23 protein-coding genes are annotated in these 23,186 nt (G+C 54.6%); 14 read left to right on the top strand and 9 right to left on the bottom strand.

Annotation, left to right across the window (positions count from 1 at the left end; genetic code table 11):
* Positions 1 to 2: 2 nt before the first annotated feature.
* The 3 genes from ACS0RQ_RS24130 to ACS0RQ_RS24120 form a co-directional block, all read right to left on the bottom strand.
* On the bottom strand, positions 3 to 3,110 hold the full coding sequence (locus ACS0RQ_RS24130) for an efflux RND transporter permease subunit (protein ID WP_271848698.1): 3,108 nt from the start codon (positions 3,108 to 3,110) through the stop codon (positions 3 to 5).
* Entirely contained in the window at positions 3,110 to 4,231 is a 1,122-nt protein-coding gene (locus ACS0RQ_RS24125; protein WP_271848699.1) for an efflux RND transporter periplasmic adaptor subunit, read from the bottom strand. Before ACS0RQ_RS24125 ends, ACS0RQ_RS24130 begins: the two co-directional genes overlap by 1 nt.
* Before the next feature lie 155 nt (positions 4,232 to 4,386).
* The gene (locus tag ACS0RQ_RS24120) at positions 4,387 to 4,962 is read right to left on the bottom strand and encodes a TetR/AcrR family transcriptional regulator (RefSeq protein ID WP_039076871.1); all 576 of its coding nucleotides are present in this window, start codon (positions 4,960 to 4,962) and stop codon (positions 4,387 to 4,389) included.
* Between the two features lie 99 nt (positions 4,963 to 5,061).
* Here ACS0RQ_RS24120 and ACS0RQ_RS24115 point away from each other — a divergent pair, with 99 nt between their 5' ends.
* From ACS0RQ_RS24115 to foxA, 3 genes are all read left to right on the top strand, one after another.
* Positions 5,062 to 5,193 carry a hypothetical protein gene (locus ACS0RQ_RS24115; protein WP_271848700.1) on the top strand — a complete coding sequence of 44 codons (132 nt, stop codon included), beginning with the start codon at positions 5,062 to 5,064 and terminating at the stop codon, positions 5,191 to 5,193.
* A gap of 500 nt (positions 5,194 to 5,693) precedes the next feature.
* On the top strand, positions 5,694 to 6,647 hold the full coding sequence (locus ACS0RQ_RS24110) for an AraC family transcriptional regulator (protein WP_271848701.1): 954 nt from the start codon (positions 5,694 to 5,696) through the stop codon (positions 6,645 to 6,647).
* Between the two features lie 164 nt (positions 6,648 to 6,811).
* Positions 6,812 to 8,908, top strand: a complete 2,097-nt coding sequence (foxA, locus tag ACS0RQ_RS24105; protein WP_107223760.1) for a ferrioxamine B receptor FoxA — start codon at positions 6,812 to 6,814, stop codon at positions 8,906 to 8,908.
* Between the two features lie 132 nt (positions 8,909 to 9,040).
* On the opposite strand, the gene ACS0RQ_RS24100 is transcribed toward foxA, so the two are convergent.
* Positions 9,041 to 10,459 carry an aminotransferase-like domain-containing protein gene (locus tag ACS0RQ_RS24100; protein WP_271848702.1) on the bottom strand — a complete coding sequence of 473 codons (1,419 nt, stop codon included), beginning with the start codon at positions 10,457 to 10,459 and terminating at the stop codon, positions 9,041 to 9,043.
* A gap of 176 nt (positions 10,460 to 10,635) precedes the next feature.
* Between ACS0RQ_RS24100 and ACS0RQ_RS24095 the strand changes: the two genes are divergently transcribed.
* The 3 genes from ACS0RQ_RS24095 to ACS0RQ_RS24085 all read left to right on the top strand — a co-directional run bounded on the left by ACS0RQ_RS24095 (position 10,636) and on the right by ACS0RQ_RS24085 (position 12,689).
* Complete coding sequence (locus ACS0RQ_RS24095) at positions 10,636 to 10,803, top strand: DUF1127 domain-containing protein (RefSeq protein WP_271848703.1); 168 nt, start codon at positions 10,636 to 10,638, stop codon at positions 10,801 to 10,803.
* A gap of 93 nt (positions 10,804 to 10,896) precedes the next feature.
* Positions 10,897 to 11,502 carry an ATP-dependent Clp protease proteolytic subunit gene (locus ACS0RQ_RS24090; protein WP_039076867.1) on the top strand — a complete coding sequence of 202 codons (606 nt, stop codon included), beginning with the start codon at positions 10,897 to 10,899 and terminating at the stop codon, positions 11,500 to 11,502.
* Positions 11,503 to 11,639: 137 nt separating this feature from the next.
* Complete coding sequence (locus ACS0RQ_RS24085) at positions 11,640 to 12,689, top strand: DUF1176 domain-containing protein (RefSeq protein ID WP_271848704.1); 1,050 nt, start codon at positions 11,640 to 11,642, stop codon at positions 12,687 to 12,689.
* A 107-nt stretch (positions 12,690 to 12,796) separates the two neighbouring features.
* Here ACS0RQ_RS24085 and ACS0RQ_RS24080 read toward each other — a convergent pair whose 3' ends face one another.
* The gene (locus tag ACS0RQ_RS24080; protein WP_079497336.1) at positions 12,797 to 13,573 is read right to left on the bottom strand and encodes an NAD(P)H-dependent oxidoreductase; all 777 of its coding nucleotides are present in this window, start codon (positions 13,571 to 13,573) and stop codon (positions 12,797 to 12,799) included.
* A gap of 88 nt (positions 13,574 to 13,661) precedes the next feature.
* Here ACS0RQ_RS24080 and ACS0RQ_RS24075 point away from each other — a divergent pair, with 88 nt between their 5' ends.
* The 4 genes from ACS0RQ_RS24075 to ACS0RQ_RS24060 all read left to right on the top strand — a co-directional run bounded on the left by ACS0RQ_RS24075 (position 13,662) and on the right by ACS0RQ_RS24060 (position 15,777).
* Positions 13,662 to 14,555, top strand: a complete 894-nt coding sequence (locus ACS0RQ_RS24075) for a LysR family transcriptional regulator (RefSeq protein ID WP_271848705.1) — start codon at positions 13,662 to 13,664, stop codon at positions 14,553 to 14,555.
* A 19-nt stretch (positions 14,556 to 14,574) separates the two neighbouring features.
* Complete coding sequence (locus ACS0RQ_RS24070) at positions 14,575 to 14,994, top strand: FosA family fosfomycin resistance glutathione transferase (RefSeq protein WP_108702087.1); 420 nt, start codon at positions 14,575 to 14,577, stop codon at positions 14,992 to 14,994.
* A gap of 170 nt (positions 14,995 to 15,164) precedes the next feature.
* Positions 15,165 to 15,320 (top strand): type II toxin-antitoxin system HicA family toxin, encoded by a 156-nt coding sequence (locus tag ACS0RQ_RS24065; protein WP_420372472.1) that lies wholly within the window; start codon positions 15,165 to 15,167, stop codon positions 15,318 to 15,320.
* Positions 15,321 to 15,369: 49 nt separating this feature from the next.
* Positions 15,370 to 15,777 (top strand): type II toxin-antitoxin system HicB family antitoxin, encoded by a 408-nt coding sequence (locus ACS0RQ_RS24060; protein WP_107223757.1) that lies wholly within the window; start codon positions 15,370 to 15,372, stop codon positions 15,775 to 15,777.
* A gap of 53 nt (positions 15,778 to 15,830) precedes the next feature.
* Here the strand turns inward: ACS0RQ_RS24060 and ACS0RQ_RS24055 are convergent, their stop codons facing one another.
* Positions 15,831 to 16,499: an O-methyltransferase gene (locus tag ACS0RQ_RS24055; RefSeq protein ID WP_334312418.1), complete on the bottom strand. Its 669-nt coding sequence runs from the start codon at positions 16,497 to 16,499 to the stop codon at positions 15,831 to 15,833.
* 99 nt (positions 16,500 to 16,598) lie between these two features.
* Between ACS0RQ_RS24055 and ACS0RQ_RS24050 the strand changes: the two genes are divergently transcribed.
* The 4 genes from ACS0RQ_RS24050 to ACS0RQ_RS24035 are packed head-to-tail and all read left to right on the top strand — an operon-like array spanning position 16,599 to position 19,247.
* Positions 16,599 to 17,246 (top strand): TetR/AcrR family transcriptional regulator, encoded by a 648-nt coding sequence (locus tag ACS0RQ_RS24050; RefSeq protein WP_271848707.1) that lies wholly within the window; start codon positions 16,599 to 16,601, stop codon positions 17,244 to 17,246.
* 53 nt (positions 17,247 to 17,299) lie between these two features.
* Complete coding sequence (locus tag ACS0RQ_RS24045; protein WP_039078200.1) at positions 17,300 to 17,824, top strand: hypothetical protein; 525 nt, start codon at positions 17,300 to 17,302, stop codon at positions 17,822 to 17,824.
* The gene (locus ACS0RQ_RS24040) at positions 17,815 to 18,249 is read left to right on the top strand and encodes a putative T6SS immunity periplasmic lipoprotein (protein ID WP_271848708.1); all 435 of its coding nucleotides are present in this window, start codon (positions 17,815 to 17,817) and stop codon (positions 18,247 to 18,249) included. The genes ACS0RQ_RS24045 and ACS0RQ_RS24040 overlap by 10 nt, the downstream gene beginning before the upstream one ends.
* Positions 18,250 to 18,287: 38 nt before the next feature.
* On the top strand, positions 18,288 to 19,247 hold the full coding sequence (locus tag ACS0RQ_RS24035; protein WP_271848709.1) for an ankyrin repeat domain-containing protein: 960 nt from the start codon (positions 18,288 to 18,290) through the stop codon (positions 19,245 to 19,247).
* Positions 19,248 to 19,603: 356 nt separating this feature from the next.
* Here the strand turns inward: ACS0RQ_RS24035 and symE are convergent, their stop codons facing one another.
* The 3 genes from symE to ACS0RQ_RS24020 all read right to left on the bottom strand — a co-directional run bounded on the left by symE (position 19,604) and on the right by ACS0RQ_RS24020 (position 23,185).
* Positions 19,604 to 19,945, bottom strand: a complete 342-nt coding sequence (gene symE / locus ACS0RQ_RS24030; RefSeq protein WP_271848710.1) for an endoribonuclease SymE — start codon at positions 19,943 to 19,945, stop codon at positions 19,604 to 19,606.
* A gap of 229 nt (positions 19,946 to 20,174) precedes the next feature.
* Entirely contained in the window at positions 20,175 to 21,569 is a 1,395-nt protein-coding gene (locus ACS0RQ_RS24025) for a restriction endonuclease subunit S (RefSeq protein WP_271848711.1), read from the bottom strand.
* Entirely contained in the window at positions 21,566 to 23,185 is a 1,620-nt protein-coding gene (locus ACS0RQ_RS24020) for an N-6 DNA methylase (RefSeq protein WP_271848712.1), read from the bottom strand. Before ACS0RQ_RS24020 ends, ACS0RQ_RS24025 begins: the two co-directional genes overlap by 4 nt.
* Between the last annotated feature and the right edge of the window lies 1 nt (position 23,186).

Raw genomic sequence — 23,186 nt, 5'->3', positions numbered from 1 at the left:
AATTACTCCTGGCGTTGACGTTGACCGGCGAACAGACGTTTCACCAGCACAAAGAACAGCGGAACAAAGAAGATGGCGAGCAGCGTGGCGGCCAGCGTACCGCCGATGATGCCGGTCCCGATGGCGACACGGCTGTTGGCTCCGGCCCCGGTCGCCACTGCCAGCGGCAGCACCCCGGCGATAAACGCCAGCGAAGTCATCATAATCGGACGCAAGCGGGTTCGTGCCGCACGCAGCGCCGCCCGGCTCAGGGAATAGCCTTCCTGCACCGCCGCTTCGGCAAACTCGACAATCAAAATGGCGTTTTTCGATGACAGACCGATGGTGGTCAGTAGCGCTACCTGGAAGTAGACGTCATTGTTCAGACCACGCATCCAGGCCGCCAGCGCCGCCCCAAGCAGGCCGAGCGGGATAACCAGGATGACCGAAATCGGCACGGACCAACTCTCGTAAAGCGCTGCCAGACAGAGGAACACCACCATGATCGAGATGGCATAAAGGCTCATGGCCTGGCCGCTGGCGAGTTTCTCCTGCAATGACAGGCCGCTCCAGGCCCAGGTAGAACCGGCGGGCAGATTATTAGCGAGGGTCTCCATTTTGGTCATCGCCACGCCGGAACTGAACCCGCTGGCATTCTCCCCCTGAATTTCATAGGCCGCCGAGCCGTTGTAGCGCACCAGACTTTCCGGGCCATATTCCCAGTGGGTGGTGGCAAAAGCGGAGAATGGCGTCATGCTGTCATCGCTGCCGCGTACGTACCATTTTTTCAGGTCAGACGGCGCGGCGCGAAACGCGCTATCCCCCTGGATATAGACCTTCTTCACGCGTCCGCGATCGATAAAGTCATTCACATAGGTCCCGCCCCAGGCGCTGGAGAGCGTATTGCTGACATCGCTGAGCGACAGACCCAGCGCGACGGCTTTATTGCTGTCGATATCCACCTGCAACTGCGGCATTTGTGGCAGGTCGTTGGCGCGAACGGCTTGCAGCTCCTGGCTTTTGCTGGCCTCGCCAATCAACTGGTTACGCATTTTCAGCAGTTCGTCGCGATCGGTACTGCCACTTGCCAGCAGCTCAAAGGTAAAGCCGTTACTCTGCCCCAGACCGTCCACTGATGGCGGAATCATGGCGAAAATGCTGGCATCGCGGAGAGTGCTTAACTGCTGGGTGGCCCGCAGGGCGATTGCCTGGGCGGTATTTTCCGCCCCCTTACGCTCTGACCAGTTTTTCAGCGAGACGAAGGCCATCCCGGCGTTCTGGCCGTTACCGCTAAAGCTAAAGCCAGTGACCGTGAAGATGGCGTTGGTATTGGCTTTCTCTTTGGTGAGGAACCAGTCAGTCACTTTGCTGGCGACCGCATTGGTGCGCGGGGCGGTGGCCCCGGCGGGCAGGGTGAACTGCACCATGACAGAACCCTGGTCTTCGGTCGGCAGGAAGCTGCCGGGCAGACGCCACATGACAAACGCCATCGCCGCACAGAGCACGCCATAGGTGGCGAGCACGGTCACAGAGCGGCGCAGGACGCTCAGGACACGGTGCTCGTATTTATTTTCGGTGCGGGCATAGAAGCGATTGAACGCGCCGAAGAAGCCTTTCTTATGGAGCTTACTGTGCTGCATCACCGTGCCGCACAACGCCGGGGTCAGGGTGAGCGCAACAATCACCGACAGGGTCATGGCCGAGATGATGGTGACCGAGAACTGACGGTAAATCACCCCGGTAGAACCACCAAAGAAGGCCATTGGCAGGAACACGGCGGAGAGTACCAGCGCAATCGCCACCAGCGCACCGGAGATTTCCCCCATCGATTTTTCAGTGGCTTCGCGGGCGGGCAGTCCTTCGTCGCGCATAATGCGCTCGACGTTTTCCACCACCACGATGGCGTCATCTACCAGCAAGCCAATCGCCAGCACCATCGCAAACAGCGTCAGGGTGTTAATCGAGTAGCCAAAGAGCGCCAGTACCCCAAAGGTCCCCAATAGCACGACGGGCACCGCCATTGCCGGAATCAGGGTGGCGCGGACGTTTTGCAGGAACAGATACATCACGCAGACCACCAGTACGATGGCTTCGATGAGCGTCTGCACCACATCTTCAATGGAGATTTTGATAAAGTCGGTGCTGTCTTTCGGGTAGGCGACGTCATAGCCCTGCGGCATGCTATGACGGAACTCGGCAATTTTATCTTTCACCAGGGTGGCGGTATCCAGGGCGTTCGCGCCAGGAGCCAGCATCACCGCCAGGCCCGCCGCCGGGTGGCCGTTTAGTTTCGCTGTCGCTGAATAGTCTTCACTGCCCATCTCTACGCGGGCAACGTCGCCGACGCGGACCACCGCACCATTGGTTTCACTTTTGATGATGATATTGCGGAACTGATCCACGGTTTGCAGGCGAGACTGCGCACGCACGGTGGCCGTCAGTTGCTGACTGTTTGAGGCCGGCAGCGCACCGATCTTCCCGGCGGAAACCTGCACGTTTTGCGCTTCAATGGCGGTCTGCACATCAGACGGCATCAGCGCATAAGAGGCCAGTTTGTCCGGGTCCATCCAGATACGCATGGCATATTCGGCACCGAACACCTGCAGGCTCCCCACGCCGTTAACGCGCGCGAGCGGGTCCTGCACATTACTCACCAGCCAGTCGGCGATATCGGAGCTGGAAGCACGGTCGGTTTTGTCATACATCGCCATGATGAGCAGGAAGCTGCTCTGGGATTTCACCACCGTCACGCCAGATTGGGTGACTTCGGTTGGCAGGCGGGACTCGGCCTGTTGCACCTTGTTCTGTACCTGCACCTGAGCCGTGTCCGGGTCGGTACCCTGTTCGAACGTCACGGTGATGGTCACCTGGCCATCGGAACTGCTGGTGGAGGTGAAATAGAGCAGGTTATCGAGCCCGGTAAGCTGTTGTTCGATAACCTGGGTCACGCTGTTTTCCAGGGTTTGCGCCGATGCGCCGGTGTAGGTGGCGGTGATTTTTATCGAGGGGGGCGCCACGTCCGGGTATTGCGCGATGGGCAGCGTGCGGATAGCCAGCACCCCGGCCATCATGATCAGTATGGCGATCACCCAGGCAAAGACCGGGCGACGCACGAAGAAGCTGGAGAACATCAGGCTTTGCCTCCGTTGTTTTGCACTTCAACGGCTTTCGCCTCTGAACCGGCGGTGACTTTATCGGTACCTTCAACAATCAGCTTGTCGCCGCTTTGCAGCCCTTTCAGGACCAGCCATTTATCGCCGTAGGTGTCACCCGTTTCGACGCTGCGCTGCTCGACCTTGTTTTGAGCGTTGACCACCAGCGCCGTGGCATTGCCTTTGCTGTCGCGGGTGATGCCCTGTTGTGGGGCGAGAATGGCGTTTTCCATCACGCCTTCATTGATTCTGGCGCGGACAAACATGCCGGGCAGCAGTTGCTGATGCGGATTAGGGAAGATAGCGCGCAGGGTGACAGAACCGGTGGCTTCATCCACGGCCACTTCGGTCAGCGCCAGTTTGCCGGTTTCGCTGTAGGTGCTGCCATCTTCCAGAATCAGCGATACATTCAGCGTGCTGTCATTACTGGCGAGCGCCTGCTTACGTAAACGCAGCAGGTCGGCACTGGAGCGGGTGAGATCGACATACATGGTGTCCAGCCCGCGCACGGTGGCCAGCGCCGTGGTTTGTTCGGCCGTGACCAGCGCACCGGGAGTGACAGACGAGATGCCAATCCGCCCGCTAATCGGTGACGTGATGGTGGTCCAGTTCAGGTTGATACGCGCGCTTTCCAGCGCCGCCTGTTTGGCGCTGACGCTGGCGCGGTCCTGCGCACAGGTAGATTTCGCGTCGTCGGCATCCTGCTGTGATACGCCGTTGTCTTTTACCAGCAGCGCATAGCGGCGCGCTTTCTGGCAGTCGGATTCCACCAGCGATTGCGCCTGTTTGAGTGAGGCATCGGCTTCATTGAAGGCGGCACGATAGCTGGACGGGTCAATCTGATATAGCGGCTGGCCGGCTTTCACGGTGTCACCTTCTGTGAAGAGGCGCTTCTGAATGATGCCGCCAACTTGCGGGCGGACTTCCGCGCTCAGCGAGGCCGAGGTGCGCCCGGTCAGGGTGCTGAACACGGCAAGCGGTTGGCTCTGGAGCGTGACGACCCCGACTTCCTGGACCGCGTTGTGTTGTGCAGGTGGCGTGGCATTGTCGCAGCCAGTTAATGCGAATAATGCCACGACGGTAGTTTTTATTAACTTCATTATATTTTCCCGGCGTGTAAAAGGCCTGCCCGTTGATAATCAAAGGGCGGCTGGTTGACCATATTTTGGCGATGGCAATACGCCACTTCCGCTATTAGCGGAAATGATGACGGGCGATGTCGTTATACATCGCCTGAAATTCGTTTAATCCCTGATTATTTTTCAGTAAATAACATATGTATTATGTCCTGATATATTTTCTGTAATTGCGCCGGGTCGCATTTTTGCGGCGTCAGGTTTCTAAAAATGGTGCCTTCTATCAGCGACGCCATAATCTCCACGCAGCAGCGGACACGGCTATCTTCAAGATGCGGGTGCGCCTTTTTCAGGTGGGCGCAGGCGGTTTCATACATGCGCGCATCGGCCTGCGCCATCATTGCTGCAACGCGTGGATTGCGGGTTGCCTCGGCCGCCACTTCCAGCATCAGCGCATCATCGTCGTGGCTGAGCGTTTGCCGCCAGGCCAGCACCTGCGGGATATGCTGAGTCTGGGCGTTGCTTTCCATTTCCGCGATACGGTAGTCGATGATGCGGCGGATCATCTCTTCGATAATGGCGTCTTTACTGGCGAAATAGCGATAAATCTGCCCGACGCTCAACTGAGCCTCCAGCGCGATTTGCGACATGCTGGCCGCATGAAAACCGCTGGCACGAAAGCAGCGCCGCGCCGCGACAATGATTTCGTCCTGGCGCATCTGATGGCGTTCTTGCTGCGAGACTTTTTGTGTCATGCCGGGCTCCGGGTAGTGGTGTTGAGAATGATCGTTCTCATTTGCCGTAAGAATATATGAATTTTGCGCCAGGCGTTAAGCATTTTCTGGGGAGATAATATGGATTTACAAAAGTCCATATTGTGGAGAAATAATGAAGAAGATAATGGGGAAATTAAGGAGAAAGGTATCGATAAGCCATTGGGAATATTAATGGGGGATAATATCCATAATATTTGTGTGCGACTATGATTATTATGGAATTAATTAACGCAGTATAATGTTATCGCCATAATATTCCTTCCCCCCGGCGGCGCTGCGCTTGCCGGGGCTACGTGGTAGATACTGTGAACGTCTGCAACCTTTTTAGCCAGGCTGACCCGTTTCCCAGCATGACAACCACAGCGACATCTTTGTGTCCCCCTGGCACGTTCACGGGTTCTGTCGCGACAGAAAAGCAAGGAACATAAGGTGAACGGAATGACCACCTGAGCCGCATATCCCCCTCACCCTGGCCCTCGGACCGTTCGTGCTCGCATTTTTGTGGGGATTCCTCAGCCCCTGTACGGTTCGGATAAGGCGTTTACGCCGCATCCGGGGTTGACCTAAAGGTGAGAACAATTCTCAATATTATTGCCGCCTGGCGGGGGCAATGGTAATCTGTAGGCGTTTTTCAGGGCGTCGACCCGGAAACTTTCGCGCATCCCCGGTGGAATGTTGAACATTGGACAGGATCACAATGGCTGCCCGCTATGCAAAAAAGACACTTTTCCGTTGAAGATTTTATCGGGTTTGGCGAACGCTACGGCATTGATTATCGCTTCCCGTCACTCTCTGTCTGCCGCGACGTCAGTAAAGAAAAACACATTGTCATTCAGGGCGATGTCGAAGAGATGTCGTTCTCATCCGGTCTCAACCTCACCAGCTCAGATATCCGCGTCCTGCAACCCTATGAAACCACCTCCTTGCATAGCTGCCCGCTCTATATGCTGGTGGTGCTGGAAGGTAGCGTGATGCTGCGCGTCAACGGTCAGGAATTTGTGGTGCGCTCCGGTATGGCCTTTACCTCGCGCCTTGGCGAGCAGCAGGTGATGAACGCCGTACATCTTGCCGACTACCACTTACGCACGATTTCACTGGGCGTAGACCCGGCGCGCTGCTGGCAATCGCCGCTGCTCTCTGCGTTGCTTCAGCAGTGGGAAAACGGCGGTGCGCCAACCTTCTTATGGCAGGTGCCGGGCTTTTTGCTCTCTGGCCTGCAATACATCCAGCAGTCCAGCCAACCGGGGCTGTCGCGCCAGTTAATGCTCGAAGGCGTCATGCTACAACTGCTAGGTCACGGCCTGTCACTGCGTCTGCAAAATCACACATCCCGCCATGCCCCCAGCGGCGAACACCATCGGCTCGAAACCGTGCGTCGCTTGCTGGAGCAACAGCCGGAGAAAGAGTACACCCTCACGGAACTGGCCCAACTGGCAGCCATGAGCAGCAGCAGCCTGCGGGCCAAGTTTCGCCAGGCCTATGGTCACTCGGTGTTTGATTATCTTCGCGATTGCCGTCTGGAGTTGGCCCGCCGCTACCTGGCACAGGGGTACAGCGTGCAGCAGGCAGCGTGGATGTCGGGATATCAGCACGCCACCAATTTTTCTACCGCCTTTCGCCGTCGCTATGGCATTACCCCCGGAGAGGCGCGCCACGCCTGTTAATCCCTGTTCTTCATCCGGTCATCCACGGGCCTGTAGACCAAAGTTCCACTGTTGTGATCTGTTTTGTCACCGCGCATACGTCTCTTGTCATTGCGCATACCTGCCGCCGTCGGCAAAAGGGTAATAATTCTTATTTACAATAAAAACGGCTTCTGGAGATTTTCATGTTCGCAAAAACGCGACTGGCGCTGATGATTGGCTGCATGACGGGTGGATTGAGCGCGACGGTCCTGGCACAGGACACCTCGTCGACAAAAGAAGAGACGGTGGTGGTGACCTCACAAATGCAAAGTGGTGCAACCAAGCTGGAAACGCCGGATATCGAAACCCCGCAGTCGGTCTCTATTGTGACGCGTCAACAGTATGAAGAGCAGGGGGCTACCAGCGTGCGTCAGGCGGTGGGCTACACGCCGGGTGTCTATGCCAACCAGATTGGTGCCTCCAACCGCTTTGATTACATCGTCTTGCGCGGCTTTTCCGATGGGAGTCTGGATAATATCTATCTCGACGGCCTGAAAATGATGGGGGACACCAACTCGCACAGTTCGTTGGTGGTGGACCCGTGGTTCCTCGATAGTATCGAAGTGGTGCGCGGCCCGGCCTCCGTACTGTATGGTCGCTCTTCGCCTGGCGGGATTGTGGCGTTGAATTCCCGTAAACCGTCGTTTGATCCGGGGGGCGAAATCAAAGTGTTCGCCGGGAATAACAACCAGCGCGGTGCGGCCTTTGATGTGACCGGCCCGGTGGATGATAACGACCGCGTTGCCGTGCGTTTAACCGGCATGACCCGCTATGCGGACTCCCAGTTCGATCCCTTAAAAGAAGAGCGCTATGCCCTGATGCCGAGCCTCACCTGGCGCATCACCGATAGCACACGCCTGGATCTGATGGCCTATCTGCATCGCGATCCGGAAGGGGGTAGTCACTCGGGCTTACCGTATGAAGGCACCGTTGTCCCTCACGCCGGGCAGAAAATTTCCAATACCTTCTATGAAGGGGAAGACGATTACGACAAGTACGACCGCCGCGAAAACATGGTCGGCTACAACTTCGAACATGCCTTTGATAGCGGCTGGTCAGTACGCCAGAAATTGCGCTATCTGCACACCAAAGTGAACCTGAATCAGGTGTATGCGGCAGGCTGGCTCAACGATACCGAACTGAACCGTGGCTATTCCGGTTCTGATGAGAAGATGAATGCCATCACGCTGGACAACCAACTGGATGGCAGCGTGGAGACCGGCCCGGTTAACCATCGCCTGTTGATGGGGGTGGATTACCAGCGCCGCAGCAATAATGTGGCCGGTTACTACGGCGCTTTCCCGGCGATCGACGCGTTTAACCCGGTGTATGGCGCAGATCCGGATTACATCACGCAGTACAGCAGCGAGAAGCATAAGCTGGAGCAGACCGGGATCTACGTCCAGGATCAGATGTCACTCAATAAGTGGCGTCTGACGCTGGGCGGCCGCCACGATCAGGTGAAAGTCACAAACGTTAATAAGCTCAATGACACCAGCGATACCCTGGATCAAGGCCATTACAGCAGCCGTGCGGCATTGCTGTATCTGTTCGATAACGGGATTGCGCCTTACGTTAGCTACTCAACCGCGTTCACGCCGACCAGCTTTACCGATGAAAACGGCAAGATCCTGGAGCCGATGAAGGGGAAACAGTGGGAAGCCGGGTTGAAATTCGAGCCGGAAGGGACGCAGACGATGTACAGCGCCTCGGTGTTCCGCATCAACCAGAAGAATATCGCCACCAAAGAAGAGCCGACCGATCCGTACCGCTCTATCGGCGAGATCGAATCCGAAGGGGTGGAACTGGAAGCGGTGGGGCAGTTAACGGATAGCCTGCGTCTACAGGCGGCCTATACCTACACCGATATTCGCTACAAGAAGAGCAGCCCGGAAGAGCAGGGCAAGCGCGCCGTCTACGCACCGCGTAATCAGGCCAGCGCCTGGCTGAGCTACGATGTGAAGAGCGGGCCGCTGGATGGGCTGACCGTCGGTTCCGGCGTGCGCTATGTGAATGGCATTACCTCGGATCGCCAGAACACGCATACGCTGCCGTCCTATACGCTGGTGGATCTGGCGGTCGGCTATGATCTGTCGAAGGTAGGTCTGAAAGGGCTGAGCGCACAGGTTAATGTCAATAACCTGACGGACAAGAGCTATATCGCCGCCTGTAACTCGCTCTCTTACTGCTACTTTGGTGCCGAGCGCAGCATCGTGGGCAGCCTGTCGTATAAGTTCTGAGTGTCTTGAGTACTCCCGGGGGGCGGCACGCATGCGCCTTACCCGGGCTGTGATTTTACCGGGGCCGCAGGTGCGGTGGTTTGGTAGCCCCGGTAAGCGAAGCGCCACCGGGGAGGGAAAACGAAGGGGAGATTAACTCTCTTCCATCGCGAAATGAATAGCTTCGCCCAGCTTCGAAATGGCCTCGCGATACCGTTCAGTCAGCGGCAGGGCACAGTTAATGCGCAGGCAGTTGCGGTATTTCCCCGAGGCGGAAAAAAGCGAGCCTGGCGCAATCTGGATTTTCAGCCGACAAAGCTGGCGCGAGACACAGAGCATATCCACCCCTTCCGGTAGCTCCACCCACAGCATATAGCCACCTTTTGGCCGCGTAACGCAGATTCCGCAAGGGAAATACTGGCGGATCCAACAGGTATAGGTTTCCAGGTGCTGCTGATAAAACTGGCGCATCCGGCGAATATGGCGATGGTAATGGCCGTCGCGAATAAACGCCGCCATCGCCAACTGATTAGTGGGCACTGTGCTGCCGATAGCGGCATATTTCATATGCAGCACCCGATCGCGATAGCGCCCCGGTACAATCCAGCCCACACGTAGCCCCGGCGCGACCGATTTGGTAAACGAACTGCAGAGCAACACGCGGCCATCGATATCAAAAGATTTAATGGTGCGCGGGCGGGGATAATCGGTGACGAGCTCGCCATAGATATCGTCTTCAAAAATGACAATGTCATGCCGCTGCGCCAGTGCGAGTATCGCTTTTTTGCGCGCATCCGGCATGATCGAACCCTGCGGGTTGCTGCAACTTGGCACAAGGATCACCCCTTTGATCGGCCACTGTTCCAGCGCAAGTTCCAGTGCCTCAATGCTGATCCCGGTTTCCGGATCGGTTGGGATCTCCATCGCTTTAATGCCAAAACCGCGCAGTAACTGCATAGTGCCATAGTAGGAAGGGGACTCCACGGCCACGATATCGCCCGGTTTACACACCGAAAGCAGGGCAATGCTCAGCGCGCCGTGGCAGCCGTTGGTGATCACGATATCTTCCGGGTCCACCACCGTGCCGCCATCAACCATCAGGCGGGAGATCTGCTCGCGCAGTTCTTGCCGTCCTTGCAGGGCGTCGTAGCTCAGAATGTCGCACTGATTGTGCTGCACCAGGCGCGCCATTTCGCGCCACAGCGGTTTCAGCGTCGGTTGCGAAATGTCCGGCGCACCGCCGCCAAAATTGAGCATCTCTTTGTCCGAACGGGCATCGAGCAGTGTGAGGACTTCATCCCACTGCGTCACTTCTACCGGGCGCTGAACCGGGCGCGATATGGCAGGCACCGGCGGTTTGGCTTTGCGCGGGGCGACAAAATAGCCCGAGCGCGGCTGCGGGGTGATCAACTGTAGGTTTTCCAGCACCTGATACGCCTGCTGTACAGTGCTGATGCTCACGCCATGCTCCTGGCTCAGATTTCTGACGGATGGCAATTTCTCGCCATGGCGGTAGAGCCCTTGTTCGATGCGCTCCGCCAGTAAGGTGGCCAGGTTTTCATAACGTGTCATGCTGTATCCTTTGTTGTCACCATACAGATTGTAAAACCAGTACAGATGGCGAAGAAAAATGCCGTTCAGATACAGTTGTAGGCGATCTGTATGTTAAAGAAAAGTAATTTCTGCGTCTGTATTGCATACAGGAATTCCAGAGAAAATAGGGCTCTGTTCAGGTGAGGAGAGACGCGATGGAATTCTTTGAAAATAGACCGAAAAGACCGTTTGTCGGGATAGTACAACTGTGGCATTGGGCGAAAAGAAAATGGGAACGGCGCCAGACGCGGATAATTTTGAGCAATCTTAGCGATGAGCAATTGAAAGACCTGGGATTGCGTCGTAACGATCTGGGTTATTGAACCCCCGAAAAGTGCGGAGATAACATCTTGTTATTTTCCGCCTTTTATGGCGTAGACTATGCTTAATGCCATTATCACTACGGGGGATTCACCATGCATTATATGGGCAGTAAAGACGACGATAAAAAAGAGAACGAAGGCGGCAACGTCACTCAGATGATGCAGCAGAAGTTGCTGGATTCGCGCTCGATCATTATCTCCGGTGAGATTAACCAGACGCTGACCGAAAAAGTGGTGACCCAACTGCTGCTGTTGCAGGGGATCAGCGATGCGCCGATCAAAATCTACCTGAATAGCCAGGGCGGCCATGTAGAAGCTGCGGATACCATTCACGACATCATTAAATTCATCAAGCCGGAAGTGCATATCATTGGCACGGGCTGGGTGGCGAGCGCCGGGATCACCATTTTCCTGGCGGCGAAAAAAGAGCATCGCTACGCGCTGCCAAACACCCGCTTTATGATCCATCAGCCGCTGGGCGGCGTGCGTGGCCAGGCCAGCGACATTGAGATTGAAGCGAAAGAGATCATCCGCATGCTGGATCGCGTTAACCGTCTTATCGCCGATGCGACCGGGCAACCGGTTGAGAAAGTGAAACAAGACACTGACCGCAACTACTGGATGAACCCGCAAGAAGCGATTGATTACGGCATTGTCTCCCGCGTAGTAAACAGCTACGGGGACCTGAAGCTGGATTAATTTCCCCTCTCCCGATCCCCTTCCTGTGCGAGGGGGATCAAATCCACGTTATTTCCTTTCACCGTAGAAAAAATTTCACTTCTCCGAATGCACTAAATTCTTCACACTGTCGACGATGGTGAATACGGAGAAACGGCATGAATAAAAGTTATAAAGCCGCACTGGTGATGATAGCGACGCTCAGTGCGCCGGCAATGGCAGAAAACAATAGCACCACGTTTAACCACAAAGATTGGGAAGTCGTTTGTGACAACACGTTAACCTGTCGCGCTGCGGGTTATAGCAAGGAAGAAGAAGCCAGCGGGTCGGTACTGCTGGTGCGTAAAGCCGGTGCGGATGCTCCGCTTGTTGTCGATGTTGTGCTCGCGGAAATGGAATCCGATGAGACTGCACCGCAGCCCAAATTGGTTCTGTGGATTGATGACAAAGAGATCGGTGAAGTTGAGCCGGAGGACACCGATACCTGGCGGTTGTCTCCCGCGCAAACTCAGGCGCTGATCGAGGCAGTAAAAGGCAGCGGCAAAGTGGAATTTAAAGGCGGTGCGAAGCCGTTCGAGCTGTCTGGCGATGGCGCGACAGCGGTGCTGCTGAAAATGGATGATGTGCAGGGGCGTCTGGACACCCCCGGCGCGCTGGTGAAGAAAGGCGATAAACCGGAAAGTGGCGTACCGGCGGCGAAAGAGCCCCCGGTGATTCAGGCCGCCAAAGTGAGCGATGCGCAGGAGCGCGTGCTCAATGAAACGGAAGTCGCCGCGCTTAAGCCTAAATTGATTGCTTCGTTACCGAAAGACACCAATTGTGAACGTTTGAAATCGCCGGACCCGCAGGCGGATGAGGGCGATAACAATATCAGCCTGACGCCGCTTGACGATACCCATGCGCTGATTTCCACGCTCTGCTGGCGTGCGGCCTATAACGAAGGCTATGGTTTCTGGGTTATCGACAGCAAGCTCGCGGGCGAACCCGTGCTAGTGACCGATTCCGCATCGGATTACAGCGATGGCCTGATTTCGCTGGGTCAGCGCGGCCGCGGGATAGGCGATTGCTGGGCATCCGCGGAGTGGGTGTGGGACGGTAAAGCATTTACCCAGAGCAGCGAATCTACCACAGGTATGTGCCGCTACATTCGCGCGGGCGGCACCTGGGATCTCCCGTCATTTGTCGCGCAGGTCAAAGAGCCGGAATAAGGCATTTTTCGCTGAATGGCATCCCGGTTTACCCTTTTGGTCTTTTTGGGTAAACAGGGTGCCATTTTATTCATATACGGGTAACGTATTTCATACCTGAATGGATGTCACTTCACATGCACACCAAATCCGCTCTCGCCTGGTGCGATATCCGGGCGCAGGGTTAGCGCGGGAATGGTGTAATCCCCGGCATTTTGCCGACGGAAGGGCAGCGGTTCCGCCTGCCAAAGCGTGTCCAGACGCTGTGCCAGTTGCTGGCAATACGCTGCATATTTCTCATCATCTGTCTTGCTGGTGCGATAAATCACCAGCGGCGGCAACACTTCGAAGCCCGGATAAAACAGCATCCCGTGCTGGATGGGGAACAGAATATCGTCGATGGGGCCGTTGATCCCACGCGGGCTATAGTGTGATTCCCAGCCGCCTGTCGTCACCAGCAACATCGCCCGCTTGCCGGACAGACTCCCCTCGCCATAGCGATCGCCCCAGTGAGTGTCGCTGTGTTCGCCCACACCATAGGCAAATCCATAAGCGTAAACCCTGTCGAACCACCCTTTCATAATGGCAGGCATCGAAAACCACCACAGCGGAAACTGGAAAATGACCGCATCTGCCCAGCGTAATTTCGCCTGTTCGCCAGCGATATCCGCACTTTGCAAACCCTGCTCAAAGGCCTTTTTTGAATCCAGTGACGGGTGGAAATGGTCACCCGCCAGCGGGGCGAGCGTGTCGCTGGCATCCAGTTGTGATTTCCAGTTCATGGCGTAGAGATCGGAAACCTGCACGTGGTGTCCGCTATTTTCCAGATGCGAAATGGCAAAGGCATTCAGCGCGCCGTTCAGAGAGTGGGCTTCGGGATGGGCGTAAACAATCAAAACATTCATTGTGTGTACCTGGTGTTGGGAAAGTCACCCCACGGTAATGAATGGGAAGGTATAGTAGAAATTAATTGCTGATATTGCAGGTATAGTCATGGTTAATTTCCGTCGTATCGATTTGAATCTGCTGGCGACGCTGGATGTCCTGTTGACCGAACTTAACGTGACGCGGGCGGCGCAACGGCTCAATTTGTCGCAGCCCTCGGTCAGCGTGCAGCTTGCCCGCCTGCGGGAGATCTTTGGTGACCCGCTGTTGCTGCCGGGGCCGCGTGGTATGCAGCCGACCGCCCGTGCCGATGAACTGCGTCTACCGCTGCGACAGGCGCTTGATGCGCTGGAAAGCGCCGTCTCGTCCGGTAGCCCTTTTGATCCGGCAAATGCCGATCTCACCTGGAGGATCGTGGCCACGGATTACACCGAGTCGGCCGTGGTGTTGCCCGCGCTCAACAGCCTGCGGGCGGCTGCACCGGGTACCCGGCTGGCGCTCTTCGAGCTCAATCCCCCGCAAATTTTGCGCCAGGCGGAGCAGGGCGATGTCGACCTGATCTTTCATACCCGAGAAGGATCGCCGCCTGCATTGCATCAGCGGCTGCTGTTTACCGAACGCTATGTGCTGGCCGGGCGGCTGAATCACCCGGCCTTAAAACGTCGCCCGACGCTGGCGCAGTTCTGCAGGCTGGAGCATGTGATTGTGTCGCCGGAAGGCGGGGGCTTTAGCGCGATAACCGATGAGGTGCTGGCAAAAAGTGGGCTTTCGCGGCGCGTCGTGCTCTCTGTGCCACATTTCTTGTTTATGCTGGAGGCGCTGGCCACCAGCGACCTGGTAGCCGTGCTGCCGGAACGTCTGGTGAAAAAGGCAGGAGCCTTGCAGGTGGTGGAGCCGCCCGTGCCGCTGCCGGGGTTCGATATGCTGATGCTCTGGCATGAGCGTCTGCACCGTGACCCGGCACACCAGTGGCTGCGACAACACTTACTCGACTGCCTTTAATTTCTGCTGAGATGACAACATGTTAAAAGGTCTGAATCACCTGACGCTGGCGGTCAGCGATATCGCCAGCAGCATCGGTTTTTACCATCATCTGTTGGGGTTACCCCTGCATGCACGCTGGGATAACGGCGCGTATCTGCGCTGCGGCGACCTGTGGCTCTGCCTGTCGCTGGACGCGCAGCGGCGGTACATCGCCCCGCAGGAGAGCGACTACACCCACTATGCCTTTAGTATCGATGAAAATGATTTTGCTACGTTTGTGGCACGCCTTACGCAAGCGGGGGTAACGTCGTGGAAAGAGAACAGAAGCGAAGGGGAGTCGTTCTATTTTCTCGACCCGGATGGGCACAAGCTGGAAGCCCACGTGGGTAGCCTCGCGCAACGGCTGGCCGCCTGCCGCGCGAAGCCATACAAGGGGATGGTGTTTTTTGACGAGTAGCCCCGGTAAGCGCAGCGCCACCGGGGAAATCCCGGATGGCTACATGCGCTAAATACTATTTATACCTACTATACCTACAAATGCATTGGTGCTGGTGTGGATAGTGGGTACACTCTCTTTGCGTTGTTAAAAGGGAGACATTATCGAAAGGGATGACAAGCAGAGAACTCATGAAACAACTGCAAGAGCGTGGCTGGGTTCTTGACCGGGTGAAAGGAAGTCACCACTCGTTCGTGAAGGCGGGAGTAGCGTATGTCATTACGGTACCTAACCCTGAAAAGGATATTGCAAAGGGAACATTGCAGAAAATCCTGAAACAAACGTAATTAAAACGGCACCGGGCCGGTGCCCTTTCAATCTTAATAGAGGTAAACCATGAAATTTCCGATCTATCTGCATCAGGCTGATAGCGGCAGTTTCTCCGGATTTGTACCGGACATCACGGGCTGCTATTTCGCAGGTGAAACGATTGATGCCGCGATCGCTGATGCCTGGAATGCGATCGACGCTCATCTGGATTATGTCACTGAGAAAGGAGAACTTGTGCCACAGGCGCAGAGCATTTCCGTGCATATGAATGATGAAGATTGCCAGGGTGGTATCTGGGCTTATGTCGATGTTGATTTAAGCAAATATGACAGTAAAGCGGTGAAGTTAAATATTACCTTACCGCAAAATTTATTAGTAAAAATAGATACCTATGTTGAGCTTCATCGGGAGTACGGATCGCGAAGTGGTTTCTTTGCCGATCTGGCGCGCCGGGAGCTTCAAAAAAGCGCGTAACCTCTTTTTCAGTGGTGCGTGCGGCCCGCCTTACACGGCGGGCTTTCAATCCCTCATCCCAGCCAGACAGACAGCTCCACATCCTCGCTAAACGGCGTCGACAAATAGCCGTTTTCTGGCGAGCGGACTTTTTCCAGATACGGCGGGTAATAATCGGCGTTATCGGCGACGATCAGCGCGCCTTTTCTCAGGTGCGGTTCCAGTAACGCCAGAATCTCCGGGTAGAGCGATTTCGCGCCGTCGAGTAGCACCAGATCAATCGATTCAGGCAGATCCTGACGCAGGGTTTCCAGCGCATCACCTTCGCGGATCTCAATCAGATCGCTCACGCCACCCAGGTTAAAATGCTGCCGGGCGCGTGCCGCTTTGGAGGGCTCGAACTCGCAGGTAATCAACCTGCCGCCACCATTATCACGTAGTGCCGCCGCCAGATGGAGCGCGGAGATCCCAAACGAGGTGCCGTACTCGACAATAGTGCGCGCGTTACTGCTGCGCGCCAGCATATACAGCAGTGTGCCGGTCTCTTTTGACACTGGCAGCCACAGATCTTTCAGGCGCCCGTACAGATCCCGGTAGTCGGTTTTGCTCTGTAACAGACGCATCTGTTCCTCTTCGGAGACATCATCCAGTACGGGGCTGGTGGCTGCCTCGGCCTCGGCAAACAGACGTTCCAGCAACAGGGACAGCGGTGCGGTGGTAAGGGTGGTCATGGTCATGGTCATGCAGGACTCCAGTATAAAATATGACGAATTATTCGCATTTAGAATATGATGGATTCGTCACATTCACTATTCGCATTCCTTTCGCTGGAGACTCACCCGATGGCATCCCGTTCAACCCCGCGTATTTCCTCACGAAAACAGCCGCGTCAGGCACGTTCTACCGCCCTGGTGACGGCAATCATGGAAGCCGCTATTCAGGTTTTAGCCGAGGAAGGAGCACCGCGTTTTACCACCGCGCGGGTGGCCGAACGTGCGGGCGTTAGCGTTGGTTCGGTGTATCAGTACTTTCCCAATAAAGCTTCGATTCTTTTCCAGCTCCAGCTTGAAGAGTGGCAGCGTACAAGCGCACTGATGCGGGCGATTTTGCAGGACGCCCATTATCCGCCACTCCAGCGAATGCGCACGCTGGTGCTGGCTTTTGTGCGCTCGGAGTGCGAAGAGGCAGCAATGCGTACCGCGCTGGATGATGCTGCGCCGTTGTATCGCGATGCGCCGGAAGTGATGGCAGCAAAAGCTGCGGGGGAGGGTATCTTTCAGACCTTTGTGCAGGAGGTGCTACCGAATGAGACGCCCGCAAAACAGGCGCTGGTCTGCGAACTGGTGACCACCACCATTGGCGCGGTGGGCAAGGCGTTCTCTTCTGTGCCGCGAAGCGAGGCGGAGATCACCGTGTTTGCGGCAGAACTGGGGGAAATGGTGTGTGGATATCTGCATTTGAAAGACGAAATGTCACGCCGCGGCGATTGAAAAATCATTCGTAAGGTTTATATATATGAGGTCGCCATAATCAGAGGGTGTCTATGGACGGGGAAGGGAGTCAGCGGTTATTGCAGCCGGGCGAGATCCGTCTGGCCAGAAGTGTCTTCGGTAATAGTATTGAATACCATAAAGTCTGGGTGCATCACGAGAGCTATTTTCCGTTTGGCTTACAGCCGCAAAGCGCGGGAATGGCACCCGATGGCGAGCTCTATTTTCGCGAATGGTACCGGAACGATTTTTCGCGAGAGTCGCATCCTTTTCAGCATATATTTATTCATGAACTCAGCCATATCTGGCAGCGTAACCGCGGCATGAATGTGCGTGTTAATGGCTTAGTCAGTGGGCTGGTGAGTTATCGCTACCATTTAAATGGGCGACCTTTACGACGTTATTCGATGGAACAGCAGGCACAAATCATTGCCGATTATTTCATTCTCAAAACTTACGGCTATGCTTCCTGGATGGCATTAAGAGCGAGAGGCGATGTGACGCTTGACGGGGATCTCCGTGAGTCCCGCATGTTGCCTGAATATCAAAAAACGTTGCAGGGGTTTCCATGGTGCTAAGAAAGGGGATAACACGCGGTATGTTATTACTGGCGTCCCTGCTGGCACTGACTGGCTGTCCGGGCTCAGGCGACAGGCTAAGGCCCGATGAAACCACCTCGGTGAGGCGTACAGCAAATAATGAAGTCTGTTTTGCCGTTCATCATGCGGGAGATTACCAGCCGGTATTTATCTCTATTAATCCGCGCAATATTCCGCCCCCGAGACATAAATATACTTTGATGCCGCCCTTAAAGGTGAAAGATGCGCAACTGTGTATTCCGCCCTCTTTCTATACTTTCGCCAGCGACGGGCAATTTATCGTTAAGTACATCCTTAAATCGAGAACCCAAAGCCCGCCGACACGCAGCGTAGTGGTAGGGGTTGACGTTTCAAAAGGGGAAATAAGTGTCTTCCCCTTAGCGAACAATGAAATCACTCGCTAAAGGATGAAAGTAAGACGGAACAGCAAAAAGGAGGCTCCATGGCCGATTCTCTGGCGCTGGCGGCAGGCCAGCTTTCTCTTAATGCATGGCAGGGGAAGTGGGATGAGGTTCTGGCTGTCCTCGAACAATATCCCTCGCTGATTAATCATGTTTCGCAGAAAAAAGGCTATTCCGCACTGCATCAGGCCGCGTGGCACGGTGCGGATTTAGCGGTCATTGGGCGCTTGTTGCAGTTCGGCGCGGATACCCAGCTCAAGACGCACGATAAACAGCAAACGGCGTATGACATTGCCGTTAAGAAGCATGCGCAGCGCCAGGATCTGTGGTTTGTGCTTTATCCGGCCCCGCGAACGCTCGCCCAGTTAATGCGTAAGATTTTCGCCCAGGGCATGCCGGAATTGATGAATTATCCCGATAAGTTGCTGATGGACAATCTGGTGATGTTGCTCAGTGATGAAGAGTGTGTTTCGCCAACGGCCAGTGCGAAGGAGCGCTTTTATGGCGCCTTTATGGCGATGACGGGAACATCGCTCTCTACGCCCTTTGTACGCCACGCCTCGATTCCCCCGCACTGGTGGGTGGATACCGACTACTGGCGTGATGAATTTTTACCCCAGCTCCTGGCATTGGAAAAACGCAAATCATGCATTCCGTTGGAACACCGCTGGGCAACGATTGGCGATTTGCTGACACCGGACCACTCTGGTTGGGGACTCAGAGGCGACCCCTGGTTATGGATGGAGATGCGCAAATCGTTATCCCGTGTCCCGTTGCCGGACACGCTAAAAGAGCTGACCGCGCTGCTGCGTAACGTTGTGCTCGCGCGAACCAATTCATCCATGCTTGATGACGATGCGGTCTATATCCCGCGTTTTTGCCGCGGCGGCATGAGCAGTGGCCATATTTCACTGCGTTTCTGGGAACAGAAAGCCATCCCCGCTATTGTGCAGCGCGCCGAGTGGCTAAGGGAGATGTGGGGGACGGGGGAGCGGGGGTAAGGTGTCGCTTGTTCACGAAATATGTTTGTTCATGCTGCGTGAACAAATTCAATTCGTGAACAAAAAGATCAATTAACGCCTTTCAATGCCGTCACAACGTACTTGCGATTGCACAGGTAAAGGGTGTTTATACCTGTTTCCAGCATACCGGGCGCAGAGGCTGGGTAGTTTCACCGAAACCTGGACGCACGCTGTTTCTGTGGATATTCCGCAGTGTGGTGTCGTTCGTTTTTGTTCGCCTGCGGGGTACAGGCCATGCGGATGACATCGAAAACAGAATAAACGATTTCTGATACAGGCGTGTGCAAGAATACGCAGTGGAGCGCGAGGGGCTGCGCTCCGCATATGACAGTGCGTTACGCTCGCAGTTTATTTGTGGCTTTACCGCTGATCACACCAATAAATTCCTGAACCTGCTTTTGCTTGCGTGCAGACAGTTTATTGACCTGACGAAGGGAATGCATTAATTCCGGCTCTGGTGGTTTGACGGTCAGCACGATGCAGCCTTCCATTACTTTTATATCGATTTTGGCACCAGTGGTAAAACCGGCAGCTTCCAGCCACTGGCCTTTTAGGGTGAGCGCGGGGATATGCTGGTGATCTTCAAAGCGGCTCGCATAACTGACGGTGGCGACGCGGTTATTTGCCGGGGAGACTTCTGGATCGGTGAATTCTGCAATAGAATGCGGGGTAGTCATGATCTCTATTCCTATTCCAATAGTGGTTGTGATTAGCAAGGCGCTCGTGTTGCAGCACGGGCGTCTTGCGTTAAATACCTGTACATATCATCAGGGAATAGAAGGAAAGTCCAGCTGAAAATAGACTGTAATGGGAATGAACAGGAAAGAGCTGGATATATTTTTGACGGTTATGGATACGGCGAAAATAATAAAAAGCGCACCGATCAGATGCGCTTGAAAATAACGGTCAGGCTTTTTTTCGCGTGTTTTTTTTACCACCGCTGGCAGCGCGTTCGGCTTTGATTTTTTCCAGAAGGGCGGCGGCGCTGTTTTCACCGCTGATCAGATCCGGGTTTTCCGCACGCCACTGGGCGGTCAGCTCGCCGCGGAAGGCCTTCGCCAGGATCGACTGGGTGAGGTTATTGACGCGGGTCAGGGCGTTGTTGACCTGTTTTTCGATGGTGTCGGCGTAAGCGAAGAGTTGTTCGACGCGGCGGACGATTTCGTGTTGTTCAGGTAGCGGAGGTAGCAGTAAGGGAAGTGATTTTATCCTTGCTAAAGCAAGTTTACCTTGAGCTCCAGATTTTATTTCTGAGTTTATAACATCCTGAAGATAGCTACTCCTTAGCCATAAAGAAAGAAATTTGTTGGAGATTTCTTCCTTTAAATTACACAGCTTAGCAGCGTTTTCTGTTAAATTTGCATTGTTATATTCTTCGGGAATGATACCTGTATCACCGATACATGCACCAACTATGGTTATATAAAGATCTCCAGTGGCGACTGTATATTTTGAAATGCTTTTCTGTGTATGTTCTTCTAAGTATAATTGTCCTTCTGGAATAACTGTTCCATTCTTTAATTGTCCAGCCCTAATATATGGAAAGCCTGAATTCTCAGTTATTAATGATTCACCTTTTGGTAACCTTTTACCACCCTTCACATCCACAAATTGACCGATTTCACCTATTTTCCATGAAGATGGAATTGAAATACTCAAGTCCGTTTGCTTGAATTGATTTGTCTCATGAAGTTCTTTTGTTAGTTTCCCATTGACAGCAGCTGCTAGTACCGCCTGACTAAAACGTTTGAGGATTTGCGGGATTTGCTCAAGACGTGCTTTGGTGCTGTCTACCTGCGCCAGCAGCGTATCGAGTTTTTCGGCGATGATTTTTTGCTCAGCAAGAGGGGCGAGCAATAATGGTGCCTTAAGACCATCAGCTGTACCGAGGCGGGGCATATTAACGCCATAACTGACATCATTAACATATCCCAGGAATGTTGAGCTTTTAAGCCAGTAGAAAATGTATTTATTGCAGCATGAAGGTTCCGCACTTAGGGGAATAATCTCGGTAGTACAAACACCATCCTCTTCTGCAATAATAATTTTATTGAGATAAGGACGTAGCTTTCCATAAAGCACATCACCTTTTTTAAAGCTATTTTTAGTACTTTTGAACGGACGCTCGCTTGCCCTGACTGTACTTAATAGCTTTGATGATTCTTTTTCAATATCTTCGAGTTCAAGTACCCATGTGTCATCATTAACGTCAGATAAAACTCTTTTGGTCGCTTTACCATAGTCAACAATATTGCCTAATTGAGTATCAACCCACCCCTCCGGCAATTTTCCCCCACTCATGCCTTCACCTCACCAAACGCTTCACTCAGTAACTGGCGCTGCGCATCCGCCTCATCGCCCACGCCCAGCTCGCGCATCAGCGCGTCCAGTTCGCCCAGCGCCTGCACCAGCTCGCTCATCGCCTCCGCCGCCAGCACGTCCGGCTCTGGCAAGCTGTCGGCGTCGATGCTGTCCTTATCCTTCAGCCAGGAGATATCCAGCGAATCGGATTTGGCCGTGCGGATCCATTCGCGGCTGAACTTACGCCAGCGGCTGGTGGCCTGGTGCTGGTCGGTGTTTTTGTTCTCTTCGCTGTCGGCGACTTCGCTTTCTTCGGCGTTAAAGCTCCATTCACCCTCGGTACGCGGGCTTAAGCCGTGCGGATCTTCACCGTAGACGGTTTCAAACGGCTGCAGGTGCTGCTCGGTAAACGGCGTGCGCTTGCCGAAGCTCGGCATATTGGTACGCAGGTCATACACCCAGACGTTTTCGGTGCAGTTCTCTTCCTGGTATTTATCGGCGTCGGTGCCTTTGGTGAAAAACAGCACGTTGGTTTTCACGCCCTGCGCGTAGAAAATCCCGGTCGGTAAACGCAGAATGGTATGCAGGTTGCATTTGTTCATCAGGTCGCGACGCACGTCGGCACCGACCCCGGCTTCGAACAGCACGTTATCAGGCAGCACAACGGCGGCACGACCGCCCGGCTTCAGGTTGCGGTAAATATGCTGTAAAAAGGCCAGCTGTTTATTGCTGGTGTTATAGGTAAGGTCATCGCGGGTAATACTGGCTTCTCCGCCCTTGGAGGTACCAAACGGTGGGTTGGCTAAAATGATATCGGCTTTCGCCAGCGACTGCCCGGCCATGCCCAGCGCGTTGCCCTGATGTACCACGCCTTTTTCATCGCCTTCCATCCCGTGCAGCAGGCAGTTCATTAGCGCCAGACGGCGGGTGGACGGCACCAACTCAACGCCGATAAAGGCTTTGTTCTTCTGGAACACGCGCTCTTTGTCCGACAGATCGTACAGATCGTCGGTGTTGGCCTTGATGTACTGATCGGCGGCAATCAAAAAGCCCGCAGTACCGGCGGCAGGATCCTGAATCACTTCGCCCGGCCGCGGTTTGATGCAGCGCACCATGCTGTTGATCAGCGCACGCGGGGTAAAGTACTGCCCTGCACCGGACTTGGTTTCACCGGCGTTCTTTTCTAGCAGCCCTTCATACAGGTCGCCCAGACCGTCTTTCTGCGCGCTGAACCAGTCAATCTGATCCAGCGAGCGGATCAACTGCTCCAGGTGGCGCGGCTCGCGTAGGCGCGTTTGCGCGTCGGCATAAATTGCGGTGATCAGCGGGTCGGCGTGGACCAGTTTGCCTTCGGCGTCTTTACCGGTAGAGAGTTTCAGCAGAATTTGTTTGTAGTCGTTCAGCAGGTTAAGACCGGATTTGCTATTTAAATCGCTCCAGCGGCACCCTTCTGGCAGGATGTGTTTATCCAGCGTTTCCGCTTCGGTATTCTCGTGCACCATCTTGATAAACAACAGTAATACCAGCTCGGTGACGTAATCACTGTAGTTGATGCCATCGTCACGCAGGACGTCACAAAGATTCCAGAGTTTCTGAACGATTTCGTTGTTACTCATA

The organism is Phytobacter diazotrophicus (assembly GCF_052061655.1).
Taxonomy (GTDB): domain Bacteria; phylum Pseudomonadota; class Gammaproteobacteria; order Enterobacterales; family Enterobacteriaceae; genus Phytobacter; species Phytobacter diazotrophicus.
The sequence above is the reverse complement of the archived record's forward strand: the minus strand, read 5'-3'. Positions and strand labels throughout refer to the sequence as shown.